General features: G+C 71.5%; 19 protein-coding genes. 5 read left to right on the top strand and 14 right to left on the bottom strand.

What is annotated here, in order from left to right; genetic code table 11:
• Positions 1–47: 47 nt before the first annotated feature.
• Positions 48–1097, bottom strand: coding sequence for a 3-isopropylmalate dehydrogenase (locus RBR11_RS01145; protein ID WP_308487455.1), 1050 nt, complete (start codon positions 1095–1097; stop codon positions 48–50).
• 279 nt (positions 1098–1376) lie between these two features.
• Complete coding sequence (locus tag RBR11_RS01140) at positions 1377–2912, bottom strand: MFS transporter (RefSeq protein ID WP_308487454.1); 1536 nt, start codon at positions 2910–2912, stop codon at positions 1377–1379.
• A 54-nt stretch (positions 2913–2966) separates the two neighbouring features.
• Here RBR11_RS01140 and RBR11_RS01135 point away from each other — a divergent pair, with 54 nt between their 5' ends.
• Complete coding sequence (locus RBR11_RS01135) at positions 2967–3512, top strand: TetR/AcrR family transcriptional regulator (protein WP_308487453.1); 546 nt, start codon at positions 2967–2969, stop codon at positions 3510–3512.
• 13 nt (positions 3513–3525) lie between these two features.
• On the opposite strand, the gene RBR11_RS01130 is transcribed toward RBR11_RS01135, so the two are convergent.
• The 11 genes from RBR11_RS01130 to RBR11_RS01080 all read right to left on the bottom strand — a co-directional run bounded on the left by RBR11_RS01130 (position 3526) and on the right by RBR11_RS01080 (position 15177).
• A complete protein-coding gene (locus RBR11_RS01130) occupies positions 3526–4779 on the bottom strand; it encodes an RNA polymerase sigma factor (RefSeq protein WP_308487452.1) in 1254 nt (417 codons plus the stop codon).
• 14 nt (positions 4780–4793) lie between these two features.
• Positions 4794–5168: a YciI family protein gene (locus RBR11_RS01125; protein ID WP_308487451.1), complete on the bottom strand. Its 375-nt coding sequence runs from the start codon at positions 5166–5168 to the stop codon at positions 4794–4796.
• A gap of 242 nt (positions 5169–5410) precedes the next feature.
• A complete protein-coding gene (gene serA, locus RBR11_RS01120; protein ID WP_308487450.1) occupies positions 5411–7042 on the bottom strand; it encodes a phosphoglycerate dehydrogenase in 1632 nt (543 codons plus the stop codon).
• A 134-nt stretch (positions 7043–7176) separates the two neighbouring features.
• Positions 7177–7533 carry a hypothetical protein gene (locus RBR11_RS01115; protein ID WP_308487449.1) on the bottom strand — a complete coding sequence of 119 codons (357 nt, stop codon included), beginning with the start codon at positions 7531–7533 and terminating at the stop codon, positions 7177–7179.
• On the bottom strand, positions 7530–8021 hold the full coding sequence (locus RBR11_RS01110; protein ID WP_308487448.1) for a hypothetical protein: 492 nt from the start codon (positions 8019–8021) through the stop codon (positions 7530–7532). Before RBR11_RS01110 ends, RBR11_RS01115 begins: the two co-directional genes overlap by 4 nt.
• A 77-nt stretch (positions 8022–8098) precedes the next feature.
• Positions 8099–9457: an alpha-L-fucosidase gene (locus tag RBR11_RS01105; RefSeq protein ID WP_308487447.1), complete on the bottom strand. Its 1359-nt coding sequence runs from the start codon at positions 9455–9457 to the stop codon at positions 8099–8101.
• Positions 9454–11004 (bottom strand): M81 family metallopeptidase, encoded by a 1551-nt coding sequence (locus RBR11_RS01100; RefSeq protein WP_308487784.1) that lies wholly within the window; start codon positions 11002–11004, stop codon positions 9454–9456. Before RBR11_RS01100 ends, RBR11_RS01105 begins: the two co-directional genes overlap by 4 nt.
• Positions 11005–11069: 65 nt before the next feature.
• Positions 11070–12038, bottom strand: coding sequence for an ROK family protein (locus tag RBR11_RS01095; protein ID WP_308487446.1), 969 nt, complete (start codon positions 12036–12038; stop codon positions 11070–11072).
• A complete protein-coding gene (locus RBR11_RS01090; protein ID WP_308487445.1) occupies positions 12035–12958 on the bottom strand; it encodes a carbohydrate ABC transporter permease in 924 nt (307 codons plus the stop codon). Before RBR11_RS01090 ends, RBR11_RS01095 begins: the two co-directional genes overlap by 4 nt.
• Positions 12948–13859, bottom strand: coding sequence for a carbohydrate ABC transporter permease (locus RBR11_RS01085; protein ID WP_308487444.1), 912 nt, complete (start codon positions 13857–13859; stop codon positions 12948–12950). The genes RBR11_RS01090 and RBR11_RS01085 overlap by 11 nt, the downstream gene beginning before the upstream one ends.
• A 61-nt stretch (positions 13860–13920) precedes the next feature.
• Positions 13921–15177, bottom strand: coding sequence for an ABC transporter substrate-binding protein (locus tag RBR11_RS01080; RefSeq protein ID WP_308487443.1), 1257 nt, complete (start codon positions 15175–15177; stop codon positions 13921–13923).
• 214 nt (positions 15178–15391) lie between these two features.
• Between RBR11_RS01080 and RBR11_RS01075 the strand changes: the two genes are divergently transcribed.
• A complete protein-coding gene (locus RBR11_RS01075; protein ID WP_308487442.1) occupies positions 15392–16558 on the top strand; it encodes an ROK family transcriptional regulator in 1167 nt (388 codons plus the stop codon).
• Between the two features lie 51 nt (positions 16559–16609).
• On the opposite strand, the gene RBR11_RS01070 is transcribed toward RBR11_RS01075, so the two are convergent.
• Positions 16610–17878, bottom strand: coding sequence for an alpha-L-fucosidase (locus tag RBR11_RS01070; RefSeq protein ID WP_308487441.1), 1269 nt, complete (start codon positions 17876–17878; stop codon positions 16610–16612).
• Between the two features lie 158 nt (positions 17879–18036).
• Here RBR11_RS01070 and RBR11_RS01065 point away from each other — a divergent pair, with 158 nt between their 5' ends.
• The 3 genes from RBR11_RS01065 (at position 18037) to RBR11_RS01055 (ending at position 21832) form a co-directional block, all read left to right on the top strand.
• Positions 18037–19080 (top strand): iron ABC transporter substrate-binding protein, encoded by a 1044-nt coding sequence (locus tag RBR11_RS01065; RefSeq protein WP_308487440.1) that lies wholly within the window; start codon positions 18037–18039, stop codon positions 19078–19080.
• Positions 19081–19187: 107 nt separating this feature from the next.
• Positions 19188–20711 (top strand): ABC transporter permease, encoded by a 1524-nt coding sequence (locus RBR11_RS01060; RefSeq protein WP_308487439.1) that lies wholly within the window; start codon positions 19188–19190, stop codon positions 20709–20711.
• Complete coding sequence (locus RBR11_RS01055; RefSeq protein WP_308487438.1) at positions 20708–21832, top strand: ABC transporter ATP-binding protein; 1125 nt, start codon at positions 20708–20710, stop codon at positions 21830–21832. Before RBR11_RS01060 ends, RBR11_RS01055 begins: the two co-directional genes overlap by 4 nt.
• Positions 21833–22145 lie beyond the last annotated feature (313 nt).

Raw genomic sequence — 22145 nt, 5'->3', positions numbered from 1 at the left:
GTGTCCTGACAGGTCGAAGGGGGGCGGCGCCTGCGCCGACTCCCAGGTTACGCCTGGAGCCGGGCGATGATCGCCGCGCCGGTCTGTGCGGTGGTGCGGGCGCCGGCCCGGGAGGCGATGTCCTCCTCGACCGCGCGCTGCACGCGCGCGGCCTCGTCGCGCAGCCCCAGGTGGTCCAGGAGCAGGGCGACGGAGAGGATCGCCGCGGTCGGGTCGGCCTTCTGCTGACCCGCGATGTCGGGTGCCGAGCCGTGCACCGGCTCGAACATCGACGGGAACGCGCCGTCGGGGTTGATGTTGCCCGAGGCGGCGAGGCCGATGCCACCGGTGACGGCGCCGGCCAGATCCGTGAGGATGTCCCCGAAGAGGTTGTCGGTGACGATCACGTCGAAGCGCGAAGGGTGGGTGACCAGGAAGATCGTGGCCGCGTCGACGTGCAGGTAGTCTACGGCCACGCCGGGGTGCTCCTCGGCCACCTGGTCGACGATGCGCTTCCAGATGGATCCGGCGTGGACGAGCACGTTGGTCTTGTGCACGAGGGTGAGCTTCTGCCGGCGGCGCTCGGCCAGATCGAACGCGTAGCGGACGACGCGCTCCACGCCGAAGGCCGTGTTCACGCTGGTCTCGTTGGCGACCTCGTGCGGGGTTCCCTTGCGGATCGTGCCGCCGTTGCCGACGTACGGGCCCTCGGTGCCCTCGCGGACCACGACGAAGTCGATGTCGCCCGGGTCCGCGAGCGGGCCGGGGGCACCCGGATACAGCTTGGAAGGGCGCAGGTTGACGTAGTGGTCGAGCTCGAAACGCAGCTTGAGCAGCAGCCCCCGCTCGATGTTCGCGTCCTTCAGGCGCACATCGCCCGGCTGCCCGCCGACCGCGCCGAGCAGGATCGCGTCGTGCGCCCGGATCGCGTCGAGGTCCTCGTCGGAGAGCGTGTCGCCGGTCTCGAGGTAGCGCGCGGCGCCGAGCGAGAAGCGGGTCTTCTCGAACGTCACGTCACTGCCCGCGGTGACCGCGTCGAGCACGTTCTCCGCCTCCGCGACGACCTCGGGACCGATGCCGTCACCGGGGATGACGGCCAGCTTCACGACGCGGGACATGGCGCTCCTTCACGGATCGTTGGGTGGAGGATCCCAGGCTATCGGGCCCGGAGGATCCTCCCGTCCCGGATGACCGCACGATGACCGCGTCTGCGCGGATCCGGATCCGGCGGATCCGACCGCCCACCCCTGCTCGCTGGTCGCCGGACCCCCCGCTGCGGGCGCCCGAGAGGCCGGGGGGCCCCCCCCGCCCGCGGCCCCCGGATGCGGCGTGTCGCGACCAGCGAACGGAAAGGGGTCCCGGACGTGGAACCCGGAAGGGGCGGTCGGGCGGGGCTGTCAGCGGCCGAGCCGGCGGCCGAGGGTGAGGGCGGCGACCGTCGCGGCGCCGATCACGAGCACCCCGCCGATCAGCGACGTCGCCATCACGCCCGTGCCGAACGCGTCGGCCGCGGCCTGCTGCAGGGCCTGGCCGGTCGCGGCCGGGAGCCCCTCGGCGACCGAGAACGCTCCGGCCAGGGTCTCCTGTGCGCGCTGCGCCGCCGCGGCAGGAACGCCGTCCGGGACGACGAGCGAGTTCCGGTAGAACGCGGTGATGATTCCGCCGAGGATCGTCGTGCCGAGCACAGCGCCCAGCTCGTACGCCGTCTCCGACACGGCGCTCGCGGCGCCCGCCTTCTCCGGCGGCGCGGCCGTGACGATCAGCTCGTTCGAGACGGTCTCCGCCGCGCCGATGCCGATGCCGAGCAGCACGAACGCGACGATGAGCGGGGCCACGCCGTGCGCGTGCGTCGTGAACGCCACGGTCAGGTAGCCCGCGAGCGAGAACACGAGGGCGGCCGGCACCAGGACTTCGGGCCGGACCCGGCGCGCGATCGGCACGACGACCAGCCCCGAGACGATCATCATGCCCATGCCGGGGATCAGCGCGAGCCCTGCCTCGATCGGGCTGAGCCCGAGCACGAGCTGCAGGTGCTGCGACACGTAGTACAGGAAGCCGACGAGCGCGATGACGCTGAGCAGGTTCACCAGGATCGCGCCGCTGAACATCCCGCGGCGGAACAGCGCCATGTCGAGCATCGGGGTCTCCGCGCGCAGCTGCCGGCGCACGAACAGGATCCCCATCCCGACACCGAGGACGAACAGGATCGCCACGACCGGCGTGACCCCGTCCACCGCGAACTCCTTGATCGCGTAGACGACCGGCGCCATCGCGGCCATCGACAGCACGATGCTGAGCGGATCGATCCTGCCCGGGTCCGGGTCCCGGCTCTCCGGCACGAGGATCGGCGCGAGGATGAGCAGCGGGATCAGCACCGGCACGGCGAGCAGGAACACGGAGCCCCAGGAGAAGTGCTCGAGCAGGAATCCGCCGACGATCGGACCGAGCGCGGATCCGGCAGAGAACGCGGACGCCCACACGGCGATGGCGAGCCGGCGCTGCTCGCGGTTCACGAACACCGACCGCAGCAGCGACAGCGTCGACGGCATGAGCATGGCGCCGAAGAGGCCGAGCAGGGCGCGCGCGGCGATGAGCAGCCCCGCGGTCGGCGCGAACGCCGCGAGCGCGGAGACGAGGGCGAAGCCGGTCGCGCCGATCAGCAGCAGACGGCGCCGGCCCAGGCGGTCGCCGAGCGTGCCCATCGTGACGAGGAGCCCGGCGAGCACGAGCGGATAGACGTCGATGATCCACAGCTGCTCGACGCCGCTGGGGCTGAGCGCGGTGGAGATCTCGGGGAGGGCAAAGGAGAGCACCGTGTTGTCGACGGAGACGAGCAGCACGGGCAGCATGAGCACGACCAGCGCCGCCCAGCCGCGTGCGCCGACGCGGGGGCCATCGGTCTCCGTCAGGGAGATCGTCGCGGTGGTGGGCATGGAGCACCTCTCAGTTCCGAATAACTTAACCGTCCAGATGGTATAGTAACAGACATGGCCCGACCCCCGCATGCCCGTGAGCGCGTCCTCGACGCCTTCGAGGCCCTGCTGCTCACCGACGGCGAGCGCGCCGCGACCCTCGACGCCGTCGCCCGCGCGGCCGGCGTCTCCAAGGGGGGTCTGCTCTACCACTTCGGTTCGAAGGAGGAGCTGGCCGCGGCGCTCCTCGCCCGGCTCGCTGCGCTCGTCGACGGGGATCTGGCCGCGATGGCCGAAGCGAGGACCGGGCCGGTCGAGTACTACCTGCGCACCTCGGTCATGCAGGACGATCCGCTCGACCGCGCGATCATCGCGGTGTCCCGGCTCGCCCAGGGCGGCAGTCGGGCGGCCGCCGATGCGCTGCACCTCATGCGGCAGCGTTCCTCCGACGCGATCCGTCCCGCCGTGCGCGATCAGGCGGCCCTCGACCTGGTGATGCTGCTCAGCGACGGCCTGTTCTTCAACAACGCCGTGGACTCGGACGGATCCGACGCCGTCGTCCCCTCCGGCGCGGCGCTGGACGACCTCGTCGCCCTGGTGCTGCAGGCCACGCGGGCATAGCCGCCGGAGCGGGTCAGGCCTCGTGCTGCTCGCCTGCCGCGATCAGGCGGCGCTCGAGGTGGCGGCGGATCGCGGCGTCCTCGGTCCGGTCGATCGATGCACGGAAGTCCTCCCGCGCACCCCGCGCATCCCCGGCGCGCAGGCCGAGCTCGGCCCGCACCGCGAACGCCTGGGCCGCGAGCGGCCCGGTGAACAGCGCCTCGTCGGCGTCCAGCTCGAGGCGCACCCCCAGGGCGTCGTGCCCGTCCGCGTATCCGCGCGCGACGATGCGCGCGAGCCGCGCCGAGGGCGAAGGCCACTGGGCGACCAGCCCGTCGTAGAGCAGCACGATCGAGGGCCAGTCCGTGGCGTCCCAGTCCGCGGCGATCGCGTGCAGCCCGGCGATGCCCGCCTGCAGCGCGAAGCGCCCTGGACTGTCCCGCGGCGAACCGCCGCGCAGCGCTCGGGTCGCGAGCCCCTCCCCCTCGGCGATGAGCGCCCGATCCCACAGCGTCCGGTCGGCCTCGGCGAGGGCGACGAGCTCGCCGGCCGGATCCACCCGGGACGGATGCCGCGCCTCGGTGAGCAGCAGCAGGGCCAGCAACCCGCACGCCTCGGCATCGTCACCGGCGACGCGCTGCGCGTCCCTGGCCAGCTCGACCGCGTCACCGCAGAGCCGACGGCTGTCCGTGCCCGTGGGCGCCGCGTAACCGGTCGTGTACAGCAGCGCGATGACCGAGAGGGCGTCGCCGAGCCGGGCCGTCACCTGGCGCGCGTCGGTCATCTGGAACCGGATCTCGGAGTCGTGCAGGCGCTTCTTCGCGCGGGTGAGCCGGGCCGCCATCGTGGCCTCCGACACGAGCAGCATCGCGGCGACGTCGTGCGTGGGGATCCCGCACACGAAGCGCAGGGCGAGCGCGAGCCGGGTCTCCTCGGCGAGCTCGGGGTGGCACACCGTGAGGATCAGCTCGAGCCGCTCGTCCCCCGTGAACGCGAACTCGGCGATCCGATCGGCGGACGCGGGCGCCGCGTCGGCGGCGAGCACCGGCAGCGCCTTGGCGGCGGTGCGGGCGCGGCGGATGCTGTCGACCGCGATCCGCCGGGCCGCGGTGGTGATCCAGGCGGCCGGATTCGCGGGGGCGCGGCCCGCGTGCTCCTCGGCGATCGCACGGACGAACGCCTCCTGCACGGCGTCCTCCGCGAGCTGCAGATCGCCGGTGTAAGCGGTCACCGCGCCGAGGATGCGTCCCGCGTCCTGGCGGAACGCATCCTCGATCCGGGCAGCCATGGAACGGGCTCCGATCAGCCCATCGCCGGCTTGCCGTCGGACATGTCGAGCACCGGATGCACGTCGAGCCAGCCACCGGTGGGCACAAGCGCGGCGAGCTCCCGGGCCTGCGCCGGGGAGTCCGCGGTGAAGACGTAGAAGCCGGTGACGACCTCCCGCGTCTCCCCGAACGGCCCGTCGGTGAAGACCGGCCCGTCCGCGGAGGGGCGGATCCGGAACGCCTCGGACTGAGGACGCAGCGGGACCCCGGCCGTGATCCGGTGACCCGCGGCCTCGACCGCGGCCTGGAACGCCTTGTGCCCCTCGAGGTCGGCCTCGATCTGGGCGGCGGGAAGCTTGGTCGGGTCCCACTCGGGCTCGTGGATGATGATCATGTACTCGTCGGACATGGTGTCTCCTTCGTCGTGCGGGCGGGATGCCCGTGAGGTGTCGAACACCGATACGACGTGGAGAGCCCACCGAAATCGACAACCCGCGCAGATTCTCTCAAATGAATCGCGCCACGGGCAGATCCCCGATCCGGGCCCCCTGACGCCGAGAGCACGCGCCGCGCCGGATCCGGCCCGATCACAGGGCGGACTCGGCGACAGCGCGTGCTCTCGGCGGAGCCGGGCCGGAGCCCGGACGGGACTCAGACCTCGGTCAGCTCGATCTGGCGGAACAGGTCGGCGTCGATCGCCTCGCGCACCTCGTCGAGGAGCTCCTCGGGGATCGGCGAGTCGAGCGTCAGCACGGACAGCGCCTGGCCGCCCGCGGTCTCGCGCGCGATCTGCATGCCGGCGATGTTGATGCCGGCGTCGCCGAAGCGCTGGCCGTAGACCGCGACGATGCCGGGGCGGTCGGTGTACAGCATCACGACGTGGTGCTTCTCGATCGGCAGCTCGACGGCGTGCTCGTTGATCGCGACGAGCTTCTCGATCTGCTTCGGGCCGGTCAGGGTGCCGGAGACGGAGAGCTGGGTGCCGTCGGAGAGCGCACCGCGCAGCGTGATGACGTTGCGGTACTCGTCGCTGACGTCGTCCTGCACGAGGCGCACGGCGACGCCGCGCTGCTCGGCGAGCAGCGGCGCGTTCACATACGACACGGTCTCGCTGACGATCGGGGTGAACACGCCCTTGAGGGCCGCGAGGCGCAGCACGCTGACGTCGTAGCCGTTGAGCTCGCCGTGCACCTCGACGTCGAGGCTCGTGAGCGACGACTGCGCGAGGGCGGAGAAGATCTGGCCGAGCTTCTCGGTGAGCGGGATGCCGGGGCGCACGTACGGGTCGATCACGCCGCCGGCGACGTTGACCGCGTCCGGGACGAGGTCGCCGCCGAGCGCGAGGCGCACCGAGCGGGCGACGGACACGCCGGCCTTCTCCTGAGCCTCGTCGGTGGACGCGCCGAGGTGCGGGGTGACCACGACGTTCGGCAGGGCGACCAGCGCGCGGGCCGAGCTGTCCTCGACGGGCGGCTCGGAGGTGAAGACGTCGAGGCCGGCACCGGCGATCTCGCCGTTCACCAGTGCCTCGTGCAGAGCGGCCTCGTCGATCAGGCCGCCGCGGGCGACGTTGACGACGTACGCGGTCGGCTTCATGGCCTTGAACTGCTCGGCGCCGATCATGCCGGTGGTCTCCGGCGTCTTCGGCATGTGGATCGTGAGGAAGTCGCTCTCCGCGACGAGTTCCTCGAGGCTGAGCAGCTGCACGCCGAGCTGCTGCGCACGGGCGCTGGTGACGTAGGGGTCGTAGGCGACGACGCGCATGTCGAACGCGGCGAGGCGCGCGGCGACCAGGGCGCCGATCCGGCCGAGGCCGACGATGCCGACCGTCTTCTCGAAGAGCTCCGCGCCGGTGTAGGAGCTGCGCTTCCACTCCCCCGCCGACAGCGAGGCGTGCGCGGCCGGGATCCGGCGGGCGAGGCTCAGCACGTGTCCGACCGTGAGCTCGGCGGCCGAGACGATGTTCGACGTCGGCGCGTTCACGACCATGACGCCGGCCGCGGTGGCGGCCTTGATGTCGACGTTGTCCAGGCCGACACCGGCGCGCGCGACGACCTTCAGGACCGGGGCGTGCGAGAGCGCCTCGGCGTCGATCTTCGTCGCGGAGCGGATCAGCACGGCGTCGGCGTCGGCGAGGGCGGCGAACAGCGCCTCGCGGTCGGTGCCGTCGACGGAGCGGATGTCGAAGTCGGGGCCCAGCGCGTCCACCGTGGCGGGAGAGAGCGTCTCCGCGAGCAGGACGACGGGCTTCTTGGCGGACGGGTTCACGGCATTCTCGGGCACAGAGAGATCCTTCGGGGCAGGAGGAAGGGGAACCGATGCGCCGCACCGTCGGGGCGCGAGGGTGCGAACACTCTACCCGAGGCCGCGACGCGCGCCGTGCCGTGTGACGGCGCGCGTCAGCGGACCCCGCGCCGTCAGTGCGCCCCGGGCAGGAGCGTCCGGATCGAGTAGCCGACGACGTCCAGCCAGAACACTGCGACGAGGCCCAGCCCGGCGAGCAGCACGATCGCGAGCACCGCGATGCTGCGCCGGCGGGTGATCGCGACGGCGATCGCGTAGACCGCCGCGGGGAGCACGATCGCGAGGATCAGCGCCACCCACGTCGTCGCCGAGATCGCCAGGCCCGCAAGCGGGATCAGGTAGGCGATTGCGTTCCAGATCGCGTAGGCGTAGAGCAGGCCGGCCACGCCGAGAAGCGAGTAGAACAGCCACCGCGGCCGACGCGGATCCACCACCGGCGTCCCGGTGGTCTCGCTCGTCCCGCCGCTCATGCGCCCACCGTCCCGAACATCACGAAGGGCCAGGGCACCAGCAGCGCCGCCCCGGCGATGAGCGCGACGATCCGGACCCACGTCGCCCGCCCGCGGGTGAGCACCCAGGAGGCCGCGAACCAGAGCAGGGGCGCGGCGACGGCCAGCCACAGCCACGGCAGGAACATGGCGTCCGACACGAGGAAGGCCGCGCTCGGACGCAGCCGGAGCCCGCCGATCGCCCAGCCGACCGCGAAAAGCAGGTACGCGCCGCCGATCACCCCGTACGCGACGAGCGCGACGTTGCCGGTGCCCGCCGGCTCGTCGGTCTCGGTCCCGGCGCCGGTCTTCTCCTCGGACGGGGTCGCCGGCTCGGACGGGGTCGCCGGCTCGGGCGTGCGGTTCGGCGCGGGCGACGGGTCCTTCGGCGCGGGGCGCCTCGCGGGTGCGGCCGAGGGATCCGGCTCGTCGCCGTCCCAGTGCAGCGCGTCATCGGGATCGGAAGTCATGGTTCCAGCGTAGCGACGGAGATCGCCGCGCCCGGCCGCCCCGCTCCCGGGCCGCACCGCGACCGTGGCTGCGGCGCTCAGACCGGGTCGGCGACCGTGAGCACCGCGACGGGCTCTGACCGGAGCCCCTCCGGGATCGCGATGTCGACGGTCCCGTCCGAGCGCCGGACGAGCGGGGCGGCGGATCCGTCCGCCCAGCGGGCGTCGGCGGACCCGGCGAGCTCGGCCGGCAGTGCGAGGGTCCCGGCCGCGGGGTCGAGCGCGTGCACGTGCACGCCTGCGTTCGATCGCGTGTAAGCGCGCGGGGCGCCGACCGTCTCCCCGGCCCGGATCCAGGGTCGCGTCCCGTAGATCGACGCTCCGTTCGTCCGGAGCCAGGATCCGAGCTGGCGCATCGCCTGCCGCTGCAGCTCCGGGATCTCCCCGGCCGCGGTGGGTCCGACGTTGATGAGCAGGTTGCCGTTCTTGGCGACCACGTCGACGAGCAGGCGGATCAGGGCCGCGCCCGACATCGACTGCCGCTCGTCCTCGGCCTGGTTGTAGCCGAACGAGTAGCCGAGCCCGCGGGTGGACTCCCAGGGGCGGTCGATGATGTCGGGGATGTGCGTGTACTCCCGGGTGAGGAAGCCGTGGTACGGGACGCCCCAGCGGTCGTTCACGACCCCGTCCGGCACCCGCTGGAAGTAGCGGCGCAGCAGCGCGGCGACCGCGAAGTCGTCCCGCCCCTTGCCGCCGTCCGGCCACTCGATGTCGTTCCACAGCAGGTCGGGTGAGAACCGCTCGACGAGCTCGTCGAGCTGCGCCGCGGCGTAACGGGAGAAGGGAACGTCGTTGCGGCGGTACCGGAACAGGTCGGTGTCCGACTCGATCGCCGGGAAGTCGCTCGCGTGCCAGTCCAGGGCGCCGGAGAAGTACACCCCGAACCGTGTGCCGGCGCGGCGGGCGGCGTCGTGGAACTCGGCGATGAGGTCGCGCCGCGGGCCGCGGCGCGCGGCGGTGAAACCGGTCGTCGCGCTGTCCCAGAGGCAGAAGCCCTCGTGGTGCTTCGTGGTCGGCACGATGTAGCGCGCACCCGCGCCGACGAGCTCGCCGACGAACCCGTCGGCGTCGAAGGCCGAGGCGTCCCAGAGGTCGGCGAGGTCCTCGTACGAGGTACCGGAGCCGTAGAGCTCCTGGTGCCGCAGCCAGGTCGGGCTGCCGGCGATCCGCACGGTGTTGCCGTACCACTCGGCGTACTGGTGCCACGCGTACGCGTCCTCGGTGGGGATGTGCACGCCCTCGCCGTGCTGCACGGCCCAGGCCGGCACCGAGTACAGGCCCCAATGCACGAAGAAGCCGAGCTTGGCGTCGCGGTACCACTCCGGCACCCCCTGCGACGGGTACTCCGGCGCGGCGGCGCCGAGATCGGGTCCGGTGCGCTTCTCGAAGTCCATCATGCGGTGATCCCCTCTCCGCGGCGGCTCACGTGGGCCTCGAAAGCCGGAGCACCGCTGGTGTCGAACGGGTAGACGCCGGGTGCGAGGCGGTGGTGGCCGAGTCGCAGCAGGTCCTGGTCGACGCCGCCCGGGGTGAGCGCGAGGGTCCAGTCGGCGGAGAGATCGTAGAGCTCGGGCTCGAGATAGCCGATCTTGACGATGACGACGTCGGCGGCCTCCGGGTCGATGCCGAGCATGCGGAAGTCGTCGAGGTGGTGGAAGGGCTTGCGGCGTTCGGTGACGATCGCGTGCACGCTGCCCGCGCGGATCACGACCTGCGTCCCGGCCTCGGGATCGCCGCCGGTGATCGAGAACACCTCGCCGGTGATCGTCACCGGCCCGCGCGGGCCGGGATCCACCCGACCGCCCACCTCCAGGGTCACGGTCGCGCCGACGCCCGCGGCCTCGGCCTGAGCGACCGCCGCGGGGTCGAACACGGAGGCGTGCACGACGAGTCGGCCGGGCTCGGCGAGGTCCTCGCGGACGAGCAGCTCGCCGAGCGTCCAGGACACGTCGCCCGCGCCGCCCGCGGTGGGGTTGTCGCCCGAGTCGGAGATCAGGTAGGGCCGTGCCGCATCCGGCGCGAGGGCGCGGTCGAGGGCCTCGCCGAGCGTTGCGGTCGGGCCGACGAAGACGAAGTCGGCGCGCGCGTCCCAGTACTGCCGGGCCAGACGCTCGGCCTCGCGCGCGATCAGCTCGCGATCGTCGCCCGTCACCATCGCGATCGCCATGTTGCGCGGTTCGTCGGCCCAGGCGTAGCCGACCCAGATCGCCGCGTCGACGACGCCGTCCCGGGCCTCGACGTCCGGCACCTGGGCGTAGATCCCGCGTGCCGGCTCCAGCCGGGTGCTGGTCTTCTCGCCGGGCAGCAGCACCGGCACCGGCACCCACGCCTTGTACGGGCGACGACGGAGCGGATCGGATCCGTGCGCGCCGCGCAGGCGGGCGAGCAGATTCCACACCGCGCGCTCCTTCGTGTTCATCCAGTCCTCGTGCGGCGCCATCCGGTAGCAGGTGAGGAGGTCGAGCGCGTCGCGCAGCACCTCGGAGACGTTGCCGTGCAGGTCCATCGACGTCGACACGAGCGCGTCGTCGCCGAGCTCGGCGCGGACGGCCGTGGCGAGATCGCCCTCCGCGTCCTGCATGCCGGCGACGCTCATGGCGCCGTGGATGTCGAAGAAGAAGCCGTCGAACGGGCCGCCCTCGGCCATCGCGGCGCGGATCCCCCGCACGATCGCGTCCTTCATCCGACCGTAGGTCTCGGGCGCCACGGCCCCGCCCGGCAGCGAACGGCCGTGGTGGATCGGCACCCACTCCGCGGCCTCGCGCAGCTCCCGCCCCTCGTCGAGGAACGGGTAGTAGCCGAGGAGCTCGGCGCCCTCGCGGATCGTGAAGGCCTCGTCGCCGGAGATGTGCGGCGAGAAGGTGCTGGACTCGATCGAGATCCCGGCGATCCCGATCCTCGGCCGGGGCAGGCCGCCCTCGGCGAGCGGGGGCAGCGGTCCCATCCAGACGGTGTCCGCCTCGGCCCGGACGATCGGTTCCGTGCGCTCGGTCATGTGGTTCTCTCCTGTCAGGCGGGGGCGAGGGCGGTCGGGGCGGGATCCGCGATGCGGGCGGCGGCGAGCGCCGCGGCGCCGAGGGCGACCGCGTCGGCGGAGATCTCCGCCCGCACGATCCGCAGCGGGAAGCCGGAGACCGGGGCGTCGGTGCGGATGGTCTCCGCGATGGCGGGCTCGAGCAGGTCCCAGGCCGCGTGCACGCCGCCGCCGATCACGACCATGTCGAGATCGACGAGGGAGGCCGCGGTCGAGGCGGCCAGCGCCGTCGCCCGCGCGGCGTCGGCGAAGACCCGGGCGGCCTCGGCCTCGCCGGCCCTGGCGCGGTCCGCGATCTCAGGGGCGTCCGCGGCGGATCCGGTCGCGCTGCGATACCGCTTCGCGATCGAGGTCCCCGAGGCGAGGGTCTCCAGGTGGCCGGTCTGGCCGCACGTGCAGACGAGGTCGCCGTAGCCGGGCGTGTGCCCGATCTCCCCCGCCGCGCCGTGCGCACCATGGTGCAGCGCCCCGTCGAGGGCGATCGCGCCGCCGACGCCGGTGCCGAGCATGATGCCCAGGACGTCGCTCTCCCCACGGGCCGCACCCCAGCGCAGCTCGCCGAGGAGGAACGCGTTCACGTCGTTCTCGATCCACACCGGCGCACCGAGCCGGTCGCCGAGCTCCGCCGCGAGCGGGAAGCCGCTCCAGTCGGCGAAGGTCGCGGACGCCGCCACGACAACGCCGCGCTCCTGGTCGATCACGCCGGCTGCGCCGACGCCCGCGCCGGCGAGCGGCACGCCGTGCTCGGCGCACAGGCCGAGCACGAGCTCCGCGGCCGCGTCGGCCATCGCCGTCCCGCCCTCGCGCGCCGGCGCCGGGACGACTCCGCGCGCGAGCACGGATCCCGCCTCGTCGGTGAGCACGGCCGATATCTTCGTCCCGCCGATGTCGATCCCGGCGACGACGGGCGCGCCGTTCCCCCGAGTTCCTGCGTCGTCGCTCATCGGCCGCCGAGTCCCGCCATCGCGATGCCCTTGACGAGGTGCTTCTGCAACACGATCACGAGGACCGTGGTGGGCACCATCGAGATGATCGCCGCGGCCATCTGCAGGTCCCAGCGGGTGCCGGTGAGCCCGGAGAAGGTCGCGAGGCCGACCGGCAGCGTGCCGTGCGCGTTGTAGTCGACGGTCACGATGAGCGGCCAGAGGTAGCTGTTCCAGAAGGAGAGGAACGTGAACACGGACAGCACGGCCACGGCGGACTTCGCGAGCGGCAGGATGATCTGCAGGAACGAACGCAGAGGGCCGGCGCCGTCGACGCGCGCCGCCTCCTCGAGCTCGTAGGGGATGCCGCGGAAGAACTGCCGCATGAGGAAGGTGCCGAACGCGGTGAACGCGAACGGGAAGATGAGCGCCTGGTAGGTGTCCACCCAGTTCAGCCACTGCATGACCTGGAACATCGGGATCACGAGCACCTCGGCGGGCACCATCAGGGTCGCGAGGAACAGCACGAACACGGCGTCGCGGCCCTTCCAGCGCAGCCGGCCGAAGGCGTAGCCGGCCGTCGTGGACACGATGAGCACGACGAGCGTGCCGGCGATCGCCACGAAGAACGAGTTGCCGATGTAGGTGAGGAACGGCCCGTACGCGAACACGTCCACGAAGTTCGACCAGCGCACCTCGGTGCCGATGAGCTTCGGCGGCATCGAGAACATCTGCTCGTTCGGCTTCAGCGCCGAGAAGAACGAGTAGACGAGCGGCGACACGAAGATCAGTGCCGCGAGATAGACGACCACGTGCGCGACGATCGTGCGCGCCCGCTCCCCCGCCGACAGCGGCGCCTTGGGCCGTCCGCGACGCTCCTGGGGAGCCTCCTCGACCTCGGCGAGGTCGGCGATCGCCGCCTCCTGCAGATCAGTGCTCATAGTGCACCCACTTCTTCTGCGCGCCGAACTGCAGCGCGGTGATCACGATGATGAGCGCGAACAGGATCCATGCGCCCGCGGCCGCGATGCCGAGATCCTGGAACTTGAAGCCCTGGTTGTAGATGAACTGCACGAGCGGCTGGGTGGCGTTGCCGGGCCCGCCGCCGGTGAGCAGCTGCGGCTGCGCGAACACCTGCAGCGACGTGATCATCGTCATGATCGTGGCGAAGAAGATCGACGGCGAGATCATCGGGATGACGACGCTCCACTGCATCCGGAACCCGGAGGCGCCGTCGATGCGGGCCGCCTCGACCACCGACTCGGGCAGCTGCTCCAGCGCCGCGGAGAAGATCAGCATGTTGTAGCCGAGGCCCTGCCACACGCTCATGATGACGACCATCGCCATCGCCCAGAACGGGTCGGCGAGGAAGTTCGGCAGCTTCATGCCGAACCAGCCCTGCGCGATCCCGTTGAACAGGCCCTGCGGCTGCAGCATCATCTTCCACACCAGCACGCTCGCGACCATCGGCGTCACGACAGGGATGAAGAAGAGCACGCGCAGCGCGCCGCGTCCGCGGATCCGCGGTCCGAGCGCCATCGCGAGGGCGAGGGAGCAGACGATGCTCAGCGGCACGTACGCGATCGTGAACACCGCGGTGTTGCGCATCGCCGGCCAGAAATCGGGGCTCGACGTGAACAGCTTCACGTAGTTGCCGACCCCGGAGAAGGTCTTGTCGCCGAACGTCGGCCAGTTGTAGAAGCTCATCACGATGGAGAGCACGACCGGCACGACCGTGAACACGGCGAGGCCGATCAGGGCCGGGCTCGCGAACGCGAGCGCCTGACGGCCCTCCGCCCTGGCGAGCGATCCCCGGCGGCGGGGAGGTGCGGTGATCGTCATGATCCTCCGTTCCGGAACAGGTCCCGGGCCCGGCGGGGCGTCGCCGGACCCGGGAGGCGGATCACTTGGCGAACTGCTGCTGCGCGCTCTGCAGCACGTCGCTCATCTTGGCCTGGCCGTTGTACACGCTGACCAGTTGCGGCTGCACGTAGGTGCCGACCTTCGACCAGTTGTCGGTGACGTACTGACCCTGGACGTTCGAGAACGCGGCCTTGAAGACCTCCTCGACCTGCGCGCGGAACTTCTCGTCGATCGACTGGAAGTACAGCGGCTGGCTCTCGGTGCGCGCCGGGTAGCTGCGGCCCGAGGAGGCGATGTAGTCCTGGGAGTCCTTGCTGAGCAGGGAGCCGAGCACCTTCAGCGCCGCGTCCTTGTTCTTGCAGGTCTTGGAGATGCCGTAGCCGGATCCGAGGATCAGGCTGAGCGGCTTGCCGGAGTCGGACGGCAGCGGCGCCATGCCCGCGGTGAAGCCGGCCTTGTTCTTCAGGTAGCTGACGGCGTTCCACGTGCCGTCGACGGCCATCGCGGCGTTGCCGTTGGAGTACTGGTCCTCGCCCCAGCCGCCGTCGGACGCGGAGGCGACCGGCAGCGCGACCTTCTGCTCGGTGACGAGGCCGGCGTACCAGGCGGCGGCGTCCTGGAACTTCTTGTCGGTGAGCTGCAGCTTGCCGCCCTGCGACGCCGGCTGCACGCCCGCCTTGTCGATCGGCAGCGCCTGCCACTGGAAGTCGCCCATGCCGACCGCGAAGCCCTGCTTGCCGTCGCGCGTGGCGGCCTTGGCCGTCGCCTCGAAGTCGGAGAAGCTCCAGCCCGGCTTCGGGGTCGCGGCTCCTGCGGCCTTCAGCTGGTCGGCGTTGTAGTAGACGAGCATGGTCGCGGTGTCGAAGGGCAGGCCGTACAGGTCGCCCTTGTTCTTCAGGATCTCCGTGGTGCCGGCGGCGAAGTCGCTCTCCTTGAGACCGGCGGTCTTCATGTCGTCCGCGGTCAGCTTCTGGAAGCCCGCGGTGTAGCTGGAGAGCATGCCGCTGTTCATCCCGGTGACGCAGGCCATGTTGCCCGAGGCCATGTTCGTCGTGAGCTTCGTGAAGAAGTCGTTCCACGGTGCGGTGCGCAGCTCGATCTTGAGGTCGGGGTTCTGCTTCTTGGCGACGTCGATCTGCGCCTTCAGGGCGGCCGTGTCGTCGGCGGAGCCCGCCCACATGTCGACGACGACGGTCTTGTCGTCGGCGCTGGCGGCGCCCGAGGCGCCGCAGCCGGTCAGCGCCAGGGCGGCGCCCACCGTGAACGCCGCGGCGGGGACGAGGTGAATCTTCTTCATTGAAATGCCTCCTCAGGCACGAACAGGGGGAATCTTCGTTTGGAATCGAACGAAGTTGATTCGGATTGGTGGGATCATCCTGACAGATGACCGGCCACATCGCGACCCGAACATCCGATGTTTTCCGAAGATCGTGAGAAACCCGTGATATTCAGAGACAAACGCCCCGACAGGTCAGTACAGTGGTCTTTGTTCGATGGCGAAAGAAGATCTCATGAACCCCTCACCCGACCGCCTCGCCCACGACTCCGCGAAGCCGGATCCCGCGGGCGATCACGCCCGTCGGATCGTGGAGCTCGTCGCGCGCGGCGAGGCGGCATCGCGCTCCGACCTCGCCGGCCTGCTCGGGCTCGCCCCGTCGACGGTGTCCCTGCGCGTACAGGAGCTGGTGGACGCGGGGATCCTCCGCGAGGACGGCCAGGGTCGCTCCTCGGGCGGGCGCCGTCCGCGGCGCCTGACCCTGGGCAGCACACAGCATCGCGTACTCGCGGCGGAGCTGGGCGGAGAGCACGCCCGGCTCGGGCTGCTCGACTTCGGCGGACACCTGCATCGGGTCCGCACCATCCCGATCCGGATCGCCGACGGCCCGGAGGCGACCCTCGACCTCGTCGAGGAGGGCCTGCGCGCGCTCGCTGAGGATGCAGACATCCGAGGTATCGGCATCGCCCTGCCCGGTCCCGTGCGATTCGAGACCGGCAGCGTGGATCAGCCGTCGCGCATGCCGGGCTGGCCGGGCTTCCGTGTCGGCGAGGCCCTCACGGAGCGGTTCGGGGTGCCCGCCGCGGTCGACAACGACGCGAACCTGATGGCCCTCGGCGAGCACTATCGCAGCCTCACCCGCGAGCAGCACAGCATCACCGTGAAGGCGGGCACGGCGATCGGGTCCGGCATCATCGTCGCCGGGTCCGTGCACCGCGGCGCCACCGCTGCGGCGGGCGACATCACCCACACCCTGATCGACGACGCCGCCGACATCCCGTGCTCCTGCGGCAACCACGGCTGCCTGGAGACGGTCGCGAGCGGCGCAGGGCTGGTCCGTCAGATGCAGGAGCGCGGCATCGACGTGTCCACCGCGGCCGAGGTGCTCGAGCGGGCGCGCAACGGGGACCCGATCGCGACCTCGCTCGTGCGCACCGCGGGCACGCGCCTGGGTCAGGTGCTGTCCGGGGTGGTGAACTTCTTCAACCCGCACGCGGTGTTCCTGACCGGGAGCATGAGCGCCAGCGAGCCCTTCCTCGCCGCCGTGCGCAGCCGGGTCTACGAGGCGTGCCACCCGCTGGCCACGCAGACGCTTCGGATCGAGTCCGCGCAGACGGGCCCCGACGCGGCGCTGTACGGCGCGGCGCGGCTCGCGATGGAGCAGATCGACCCGGTCTCCTGATCCGGGCTCGGCCCCTCCGGGCTCGGCCCTCGGGGGCTCGACCCTCGGGGCTCAGTTCCCCGGCGCCAGGGTCAGTTCGATCACCGGGATCAGCACGTCCGGGCGCCGCACGGGCAGATGCACCGTGAGCGTGCCCGCGGCCTCCCCCGCCGGCGTCATCAGCGTCGCCTCCTGGTCGGGATCGGTCACCGACGTCTTCAGCCAGGATCCGTCGTTCAGCAGCCGCGCGTAGGTCACCCGCTCGGCGAGCCTCTCGAGGTGCACGAAGCCGAGCGGCCAGCTGAACAGGTGCAGGTAGAGCCGATCCCCGCGCCGCGTGTAGACGCCCTCGCGCGGGGCCGGATAGGCGGCATGGCCGGCTCCGACGATCGCGCCGCGGTGCAGCCGCATCCATTCGCCGATCTCGGCGAGCACCGCCTCGTCGCGCGGCGCGATGCTCCCCCGCCCGTCGGGGCCGACGTTGAGCAGCATGTTGCCGTCCATCGAGACGGAGTCGGCGAGCATCTGCGCGAGCAGCACCGCGGACTTCTGGTCGTGGTTGTCGCGGTGGTAGCCCCAGGATCCGTTGATCGTCTGGCACGCCTCCCATACCTGCGGGACTCCGTCGACGACGAGCGGCGCGGTGGGCTGGTACTGCTCGGGCGTCACGAAGTCGCCGGGGATCCCGAGCCGGTCGTTCACGAGCATCTGCGGCTGCAGCTCGCGGCAGAGCGCGAGGAGCCCCTCCGCGTCCCAGTCCGCGGGCCCCTTGCCCTCCCAGCCGCCGGACGGCGCGGGATAGGTGAAGTCGAAGAACAGGTAGTCGATGTCGCCGTAGCCGCTGAGGAGCTCGCGCACCTGGCCGTGCAGGTAGGCGCGGTAGCGGCCCATGTCCCGCTCGTCGTTGCGTCCGCGCTCATCCTCGTCGCCTCGGCGCGGGTGATTGCCGTCCACCGTGAAGTCCGGATGGTGCCAGTCGATGAGCGAGTGGTAGAGCCCGACGCGCAGCCCCTCCACCCGCAGCGCGTCGACGTACTCGCGCACGAGATCGCGCCCGCACGCCGCGACCGATGTGTAGTCCGTGAGCGCGGAGTCCCAGAGGCAGAAGCCGTCGTGATGCTTGGTCGTGAGCACGACGTAGCCCATCCCGGTCGCCTTCGCCCGACGCGCGAGCGCCCGCGCGTCGAAGAGGTCCGGATCGAAGTGATCGACGTAGACGCGGTACTCCTCCGATGTCAGCCGCTCGTAGTTCTGCACCCACTCGTGCCGTGCCGCCCCGCTGTAGACACCGAAGTGCACGAACATCCCGAACCGGGCCTCGTCGAACCACTGCTGACGCATCACCGCATCCTCTCGTCTGTCAGCGACCATCCTGTCACAGACATCCGATGTCTGACGAGGGGATCCCCCGGCTCGTCATCTTCAACACCGTCGATTGGCGAATAAGGGTTGCCTTACCTATATTGGTGATGTCCCACCCGTGAACCGAAGGATCCCCCGTGAACCGTCGCATCCGCCTGATCTCCGCTGTCGCCGCCACCGCCGCGGCAGCCCTGACCCTCGCCGCGTGCAGCGGAACCGCATCCCCCGCCTCCAGCGGCGGAGACCTGGCCGGGCAGACCATCACCGTCTACAACGCCCAGCACGAGACGCTCGGCAAGGAGTGGATCGACGCCTTCACGAAGGCGACCGGGATCAAGGTCCAGGTCCGCAACGGCGACGACACCGAGATGTCGCAGCAGCTCATCCAGGAGGGCGACCGCTCCCCCGCCGACGTCTTCCTCACGGAGAACTCGCCGTCCATGACGGCGGTCGAGAAGGCCGGGCTGTTCACCTCGCCCGGCGACGAGGCGCTGAAGAACGTCCCGACCGAGTACCGCCCGTCCTCCGGCAAGTGGGTCGGCATCGCCGCCCGCTCGACCGTGTTCGCGTACAACACGACCAAGCTCACCGAGGCGCAGCTGCCGAAGTCGCTGATGGACCTGGCCGACCCGTCGTGGAAGGGCCGCTGGGCCGCATCGCCGTCCGGCGCCGACTTCCAGGCGATCGTGTCGGCCCTCGTCCAGCTCAAGGGCGCCGCGGCGGCCGAGGACTGGCTCAAGGCCGAGAAGTCGAACTCGGTCGCCTACAAGGGCAACAACACCGCGATGAAGGCGGTCAACGCCGGCGAGGTCGAAGGCGCGATCATCTACCACTACTACTGGTTCGGCGACCAGGCGAAGACCGGTGAGAACTCGAAGAACGTCGGGCTGCACTACTTCAAGAACCAGGATCCGGGCGCGTTCGTGTCGATCTCGGGCGGCGGTGTGCTCGCCTCGAGCAAGCACAAGGCCGCGGCGCAGAAGTTCCTCGCCTTCATCACCGGCGCCGAGGGCCAGAAGATCCTGCAGACGGGCACCTCGTTCGAGTACCCGGTCGGATCCGACGTGGCCGCGAACGCCAAGCTCGTGCCGCTCAAGGACCTGCAGGCGCCCACCATCGATCCGGCTACGCTGAACTCGAAGCAGGTCACCGATCTGATGACCCAGGCCGGCCTGCTCTAGGACACGAGATCACCACCACGACCGCTACCCGAAGGGCGGACGGAGCGCAACGGCTCCGGCCGCCCTTTGGCGCCTCCTCCTGGGGAGTCGTCGCCGCCGGTGTCGTCGTGGCCCTGCTCTCCCTGCTGCCGCTGCTGTTCGTCGTCGGAACCGCCGCCGGGATCGGCTGGTCCGCGTCGGCCGCGCTGATCTTCCGGCCGCGCGTCGGCGAGCTGCTGACGAACACGGTGCTGCTGGTCGTCATCACCGTGCCGCTGTGCGCGGTGATCGGCGTGGGCGGCGCCTGGCTCGTCGAGCGCACCTCGCTCTCCGGCGCCGGTGCCTGGGGCGCGGTGCTCGCGATGCCGCTCGCGATCCCGGCGTTCGTGAACTCCTACGCGTGGGTGTCGGCGATCCCGTCGCTGGCGGGGCTCGGATCCGGCGTGCTGCTCGCGACCCTGTCGTACTTCCCGCTGGTCTACCTGCCGGTGCGCGCGGCGCTCAACCGCCTCGATCCGGCCCTGGAGCAGGCGGCGGCGAGCCTCGGGCGCGGCCCGGTGCGGGTGTTCTTCGGAACCGTGCTGCCCCAGCTGCGCCTCGCTCTGCTCGGCGGGGCGCTGCTCGTGGGACTGCACCTGCTCAGCGAGTACGGCGCGTTCGCGCTGATCCGCTTCGACACGTTCACGACCGCGATCATGGACCAGTACCGGTCCACGTTCAACGGCTCGGCCGGCAGCATGCTGTCGGGCGTCCTGATGCTGCTCTGCCTCGCGCTGCTCGTGCTGGAGAGCCGTGCCCGCGGGCGGGCCCGGTACGCCCGGATCGGGTCAGGCACCCCGGCGCCGCCGCAGCGGATCCGGCTGCGCGGCTGGCAGGTCCCGACGCAGCTCGCGCTGCTCGCCCTGGGGATCGCGGCGCTCGGCGTCCCCGCCGTCGTGATCGGCGGCTGGCTCGTGCACGGCGGCGCGGCGGTCTGGCGGGTGGGCGAGCTCGTGCCGACCCTCCTGCAGACCCTCGGCCTCGCTCTCGGCGGCGGGGTCGTCACCGTGATCGCCGCGTTCCCGTTGTCGTGGCTCGCGGTCCGCCGCCCCGGTGCGCTCAGCCGGCTGCTGGAGCGGACGAACTACATCACGAGCTCGATGCCCGGCATCGTGCTCGCGCTCGCGCTGGTCACGGTCTCGCTGTTGTTCGTGCCGGCCCTGTATCAGACCACAGCCCTGCTGCTCATCGCGTACGCGCTGCTGTTCCTGCCGCGGGCGCTCGTGCCGCTGCAGGCCGGGATCGCGCAGGCGCCGCAGAGCCTGGAGGAGGCCGCGCAGGCCCTCGGCCGCCGGCCGCTGCGCGCGTTCATCGGCGTCACCCTGCGGCTGGTCGCGCCGGCGACTGCGGCGGCCCTGGCGATGGTGTTCCTCGCCGTCGCCGGAGAACTCACCGCGACCCTGCTGCTCTCGCCGATCGGCGTGCAGACACTCGCGACCCAGTTCTGGAGCCTTTCGAGCGAGATCGACTTCGCGGGCGCCGCGCCGTACGCGACCCTGCTGATCCTGCTGTCCGCACCGATGACCTACCTGCTCTTCCGCGAGTCCGCGCGCGCCTCGACGGCAGGCGCGCCCGTGGACGAGTCCATCCCCTCGAAGCCGGAGAGTGCATGACCGCGCACAACCTCGGATCCCTCGGCGCCGTGCCCTCCCCCGGCACGGGCCCGCTCCCCACCGCGCACCTGCAGGTCGCCGGCGTCACCGCCTCGTACGGCAGCCGCCGCGTGCTGCACGGCGTCGATCTCGCGGTGCAGCACGGCGGCATCACGGCTGTCGTCGGCGCCTCCGGATCGGGCAAGACCACGCTGCTGCGGATCATCGCGGGCTTCGAGCGCCCGGACAGCGGCGAGGTCGTGCTGGGCTCGGTCCGGGTCGCCGGCCCGGACGCGTGGGTGCCGGTGCACCGCCGCGACATCGGCTATGTCACGCAGGACGGCGGCCTGTTCCCGCACCTGACGGTCGCGCGCAACATCGCGTTCGGACTCGAGGACATGGGTCGCGACGCCCGCCGCGCGCGCATCGCCGAGCTGCTGGATCTCGTGTCGCTGCCGCAGGACGCCGCGGACCGTCGCCCCGACCAGCTCTCCGGCGGCCAGCAGCAGCGGGTCGCCATCGCCCGGGCGCTCGCCCGCGAGCCGCAGCTGATGCTGCTGGACGAGCCGTTCTCGGCGCTGGACACGGGCCTGCGCGCGGCGACGAGGGAGGCGGTCGCGCGGATCCTCACCGACGCCGGGACGACGACGATCCTCGTCACGCACGACCAGTCCGAGGCGCTCAGCTTCGCGGACCAGGTCGCCGTGATGCGCGACGGCCGCCTGGTCCAGACCGGGCACCCGTTCGTCGTGTACACCCGCCCGATGGACCGCGGCGTCGCGGAGTTCCTCGGCGACGCGATCGTCCTGGACGCCTGGCTGGACGGCTCCCTCGCCTCGTGCGCCCTCGGCTACGTGCCCGTACGCAATCCCCCGGCGCAGGGCCGCGTGCAGCTCATGCTGCGCCCCGAACAGGTGCAGCTGGTCGCGGACTCCCCCATCCGCGCGACGGTCGAGGACGGCGTGTACTTCGGCTCGGAGACCTCGGCGCGGATCCGCCTGGAGCCCCGCGCCGGCATGGATCCCCGACTCGATCCCGTCCCGCCGACCATCACGATCCGGCACGCCAACGCCGCGCTCGCCCGCCCCGGCCAGCGGATCGCGTTGCGCGTCGTCGGCGAGGGCGTCGCCTTCCCGGCCTGAGCCCGCCTATCCGCCCGCCCATCCCCTCCGGGTCGTCGAGCGAGAAACCGCGTTTCGTCTCGCTCCTCGCTGCGCTCGGGGCTCGCTCAACGACCGAGGCGGACGCGAGAACGATCAGCGCGCGGCCGAGCCCTCCCCTCAGGGGTCGTTGAGCGAGGACGCCGCAGGCGACCGAGACGAAACGCGGCACTCCTGCGAGAAACCGCGTTTCGTCTCGCTCCTCGCTGCGCTCGGGGCTCGCTCAACGACCGAGCCAGACACGAGAACGGGCGCCCCCGAAGGGACGCCCGTTCTGCGGAACTCGAAGGATCAG

The sequence above is a fragment of the Microbacterium capsulatum genome (assembly GCF_030865425.1).
Taxonomy (GTDB): Bacteria; Actinomycetota; Actinomycetes; order Actinomycetales; family Microbacteriaceae; genus Microbacterium; species Microbacterium capsulatum.
The sequence above is the reverse complement of the archived record's forward strand: the minus strand, read 5'-3'. Positions and strand labels throughout refer to the sequence as shown.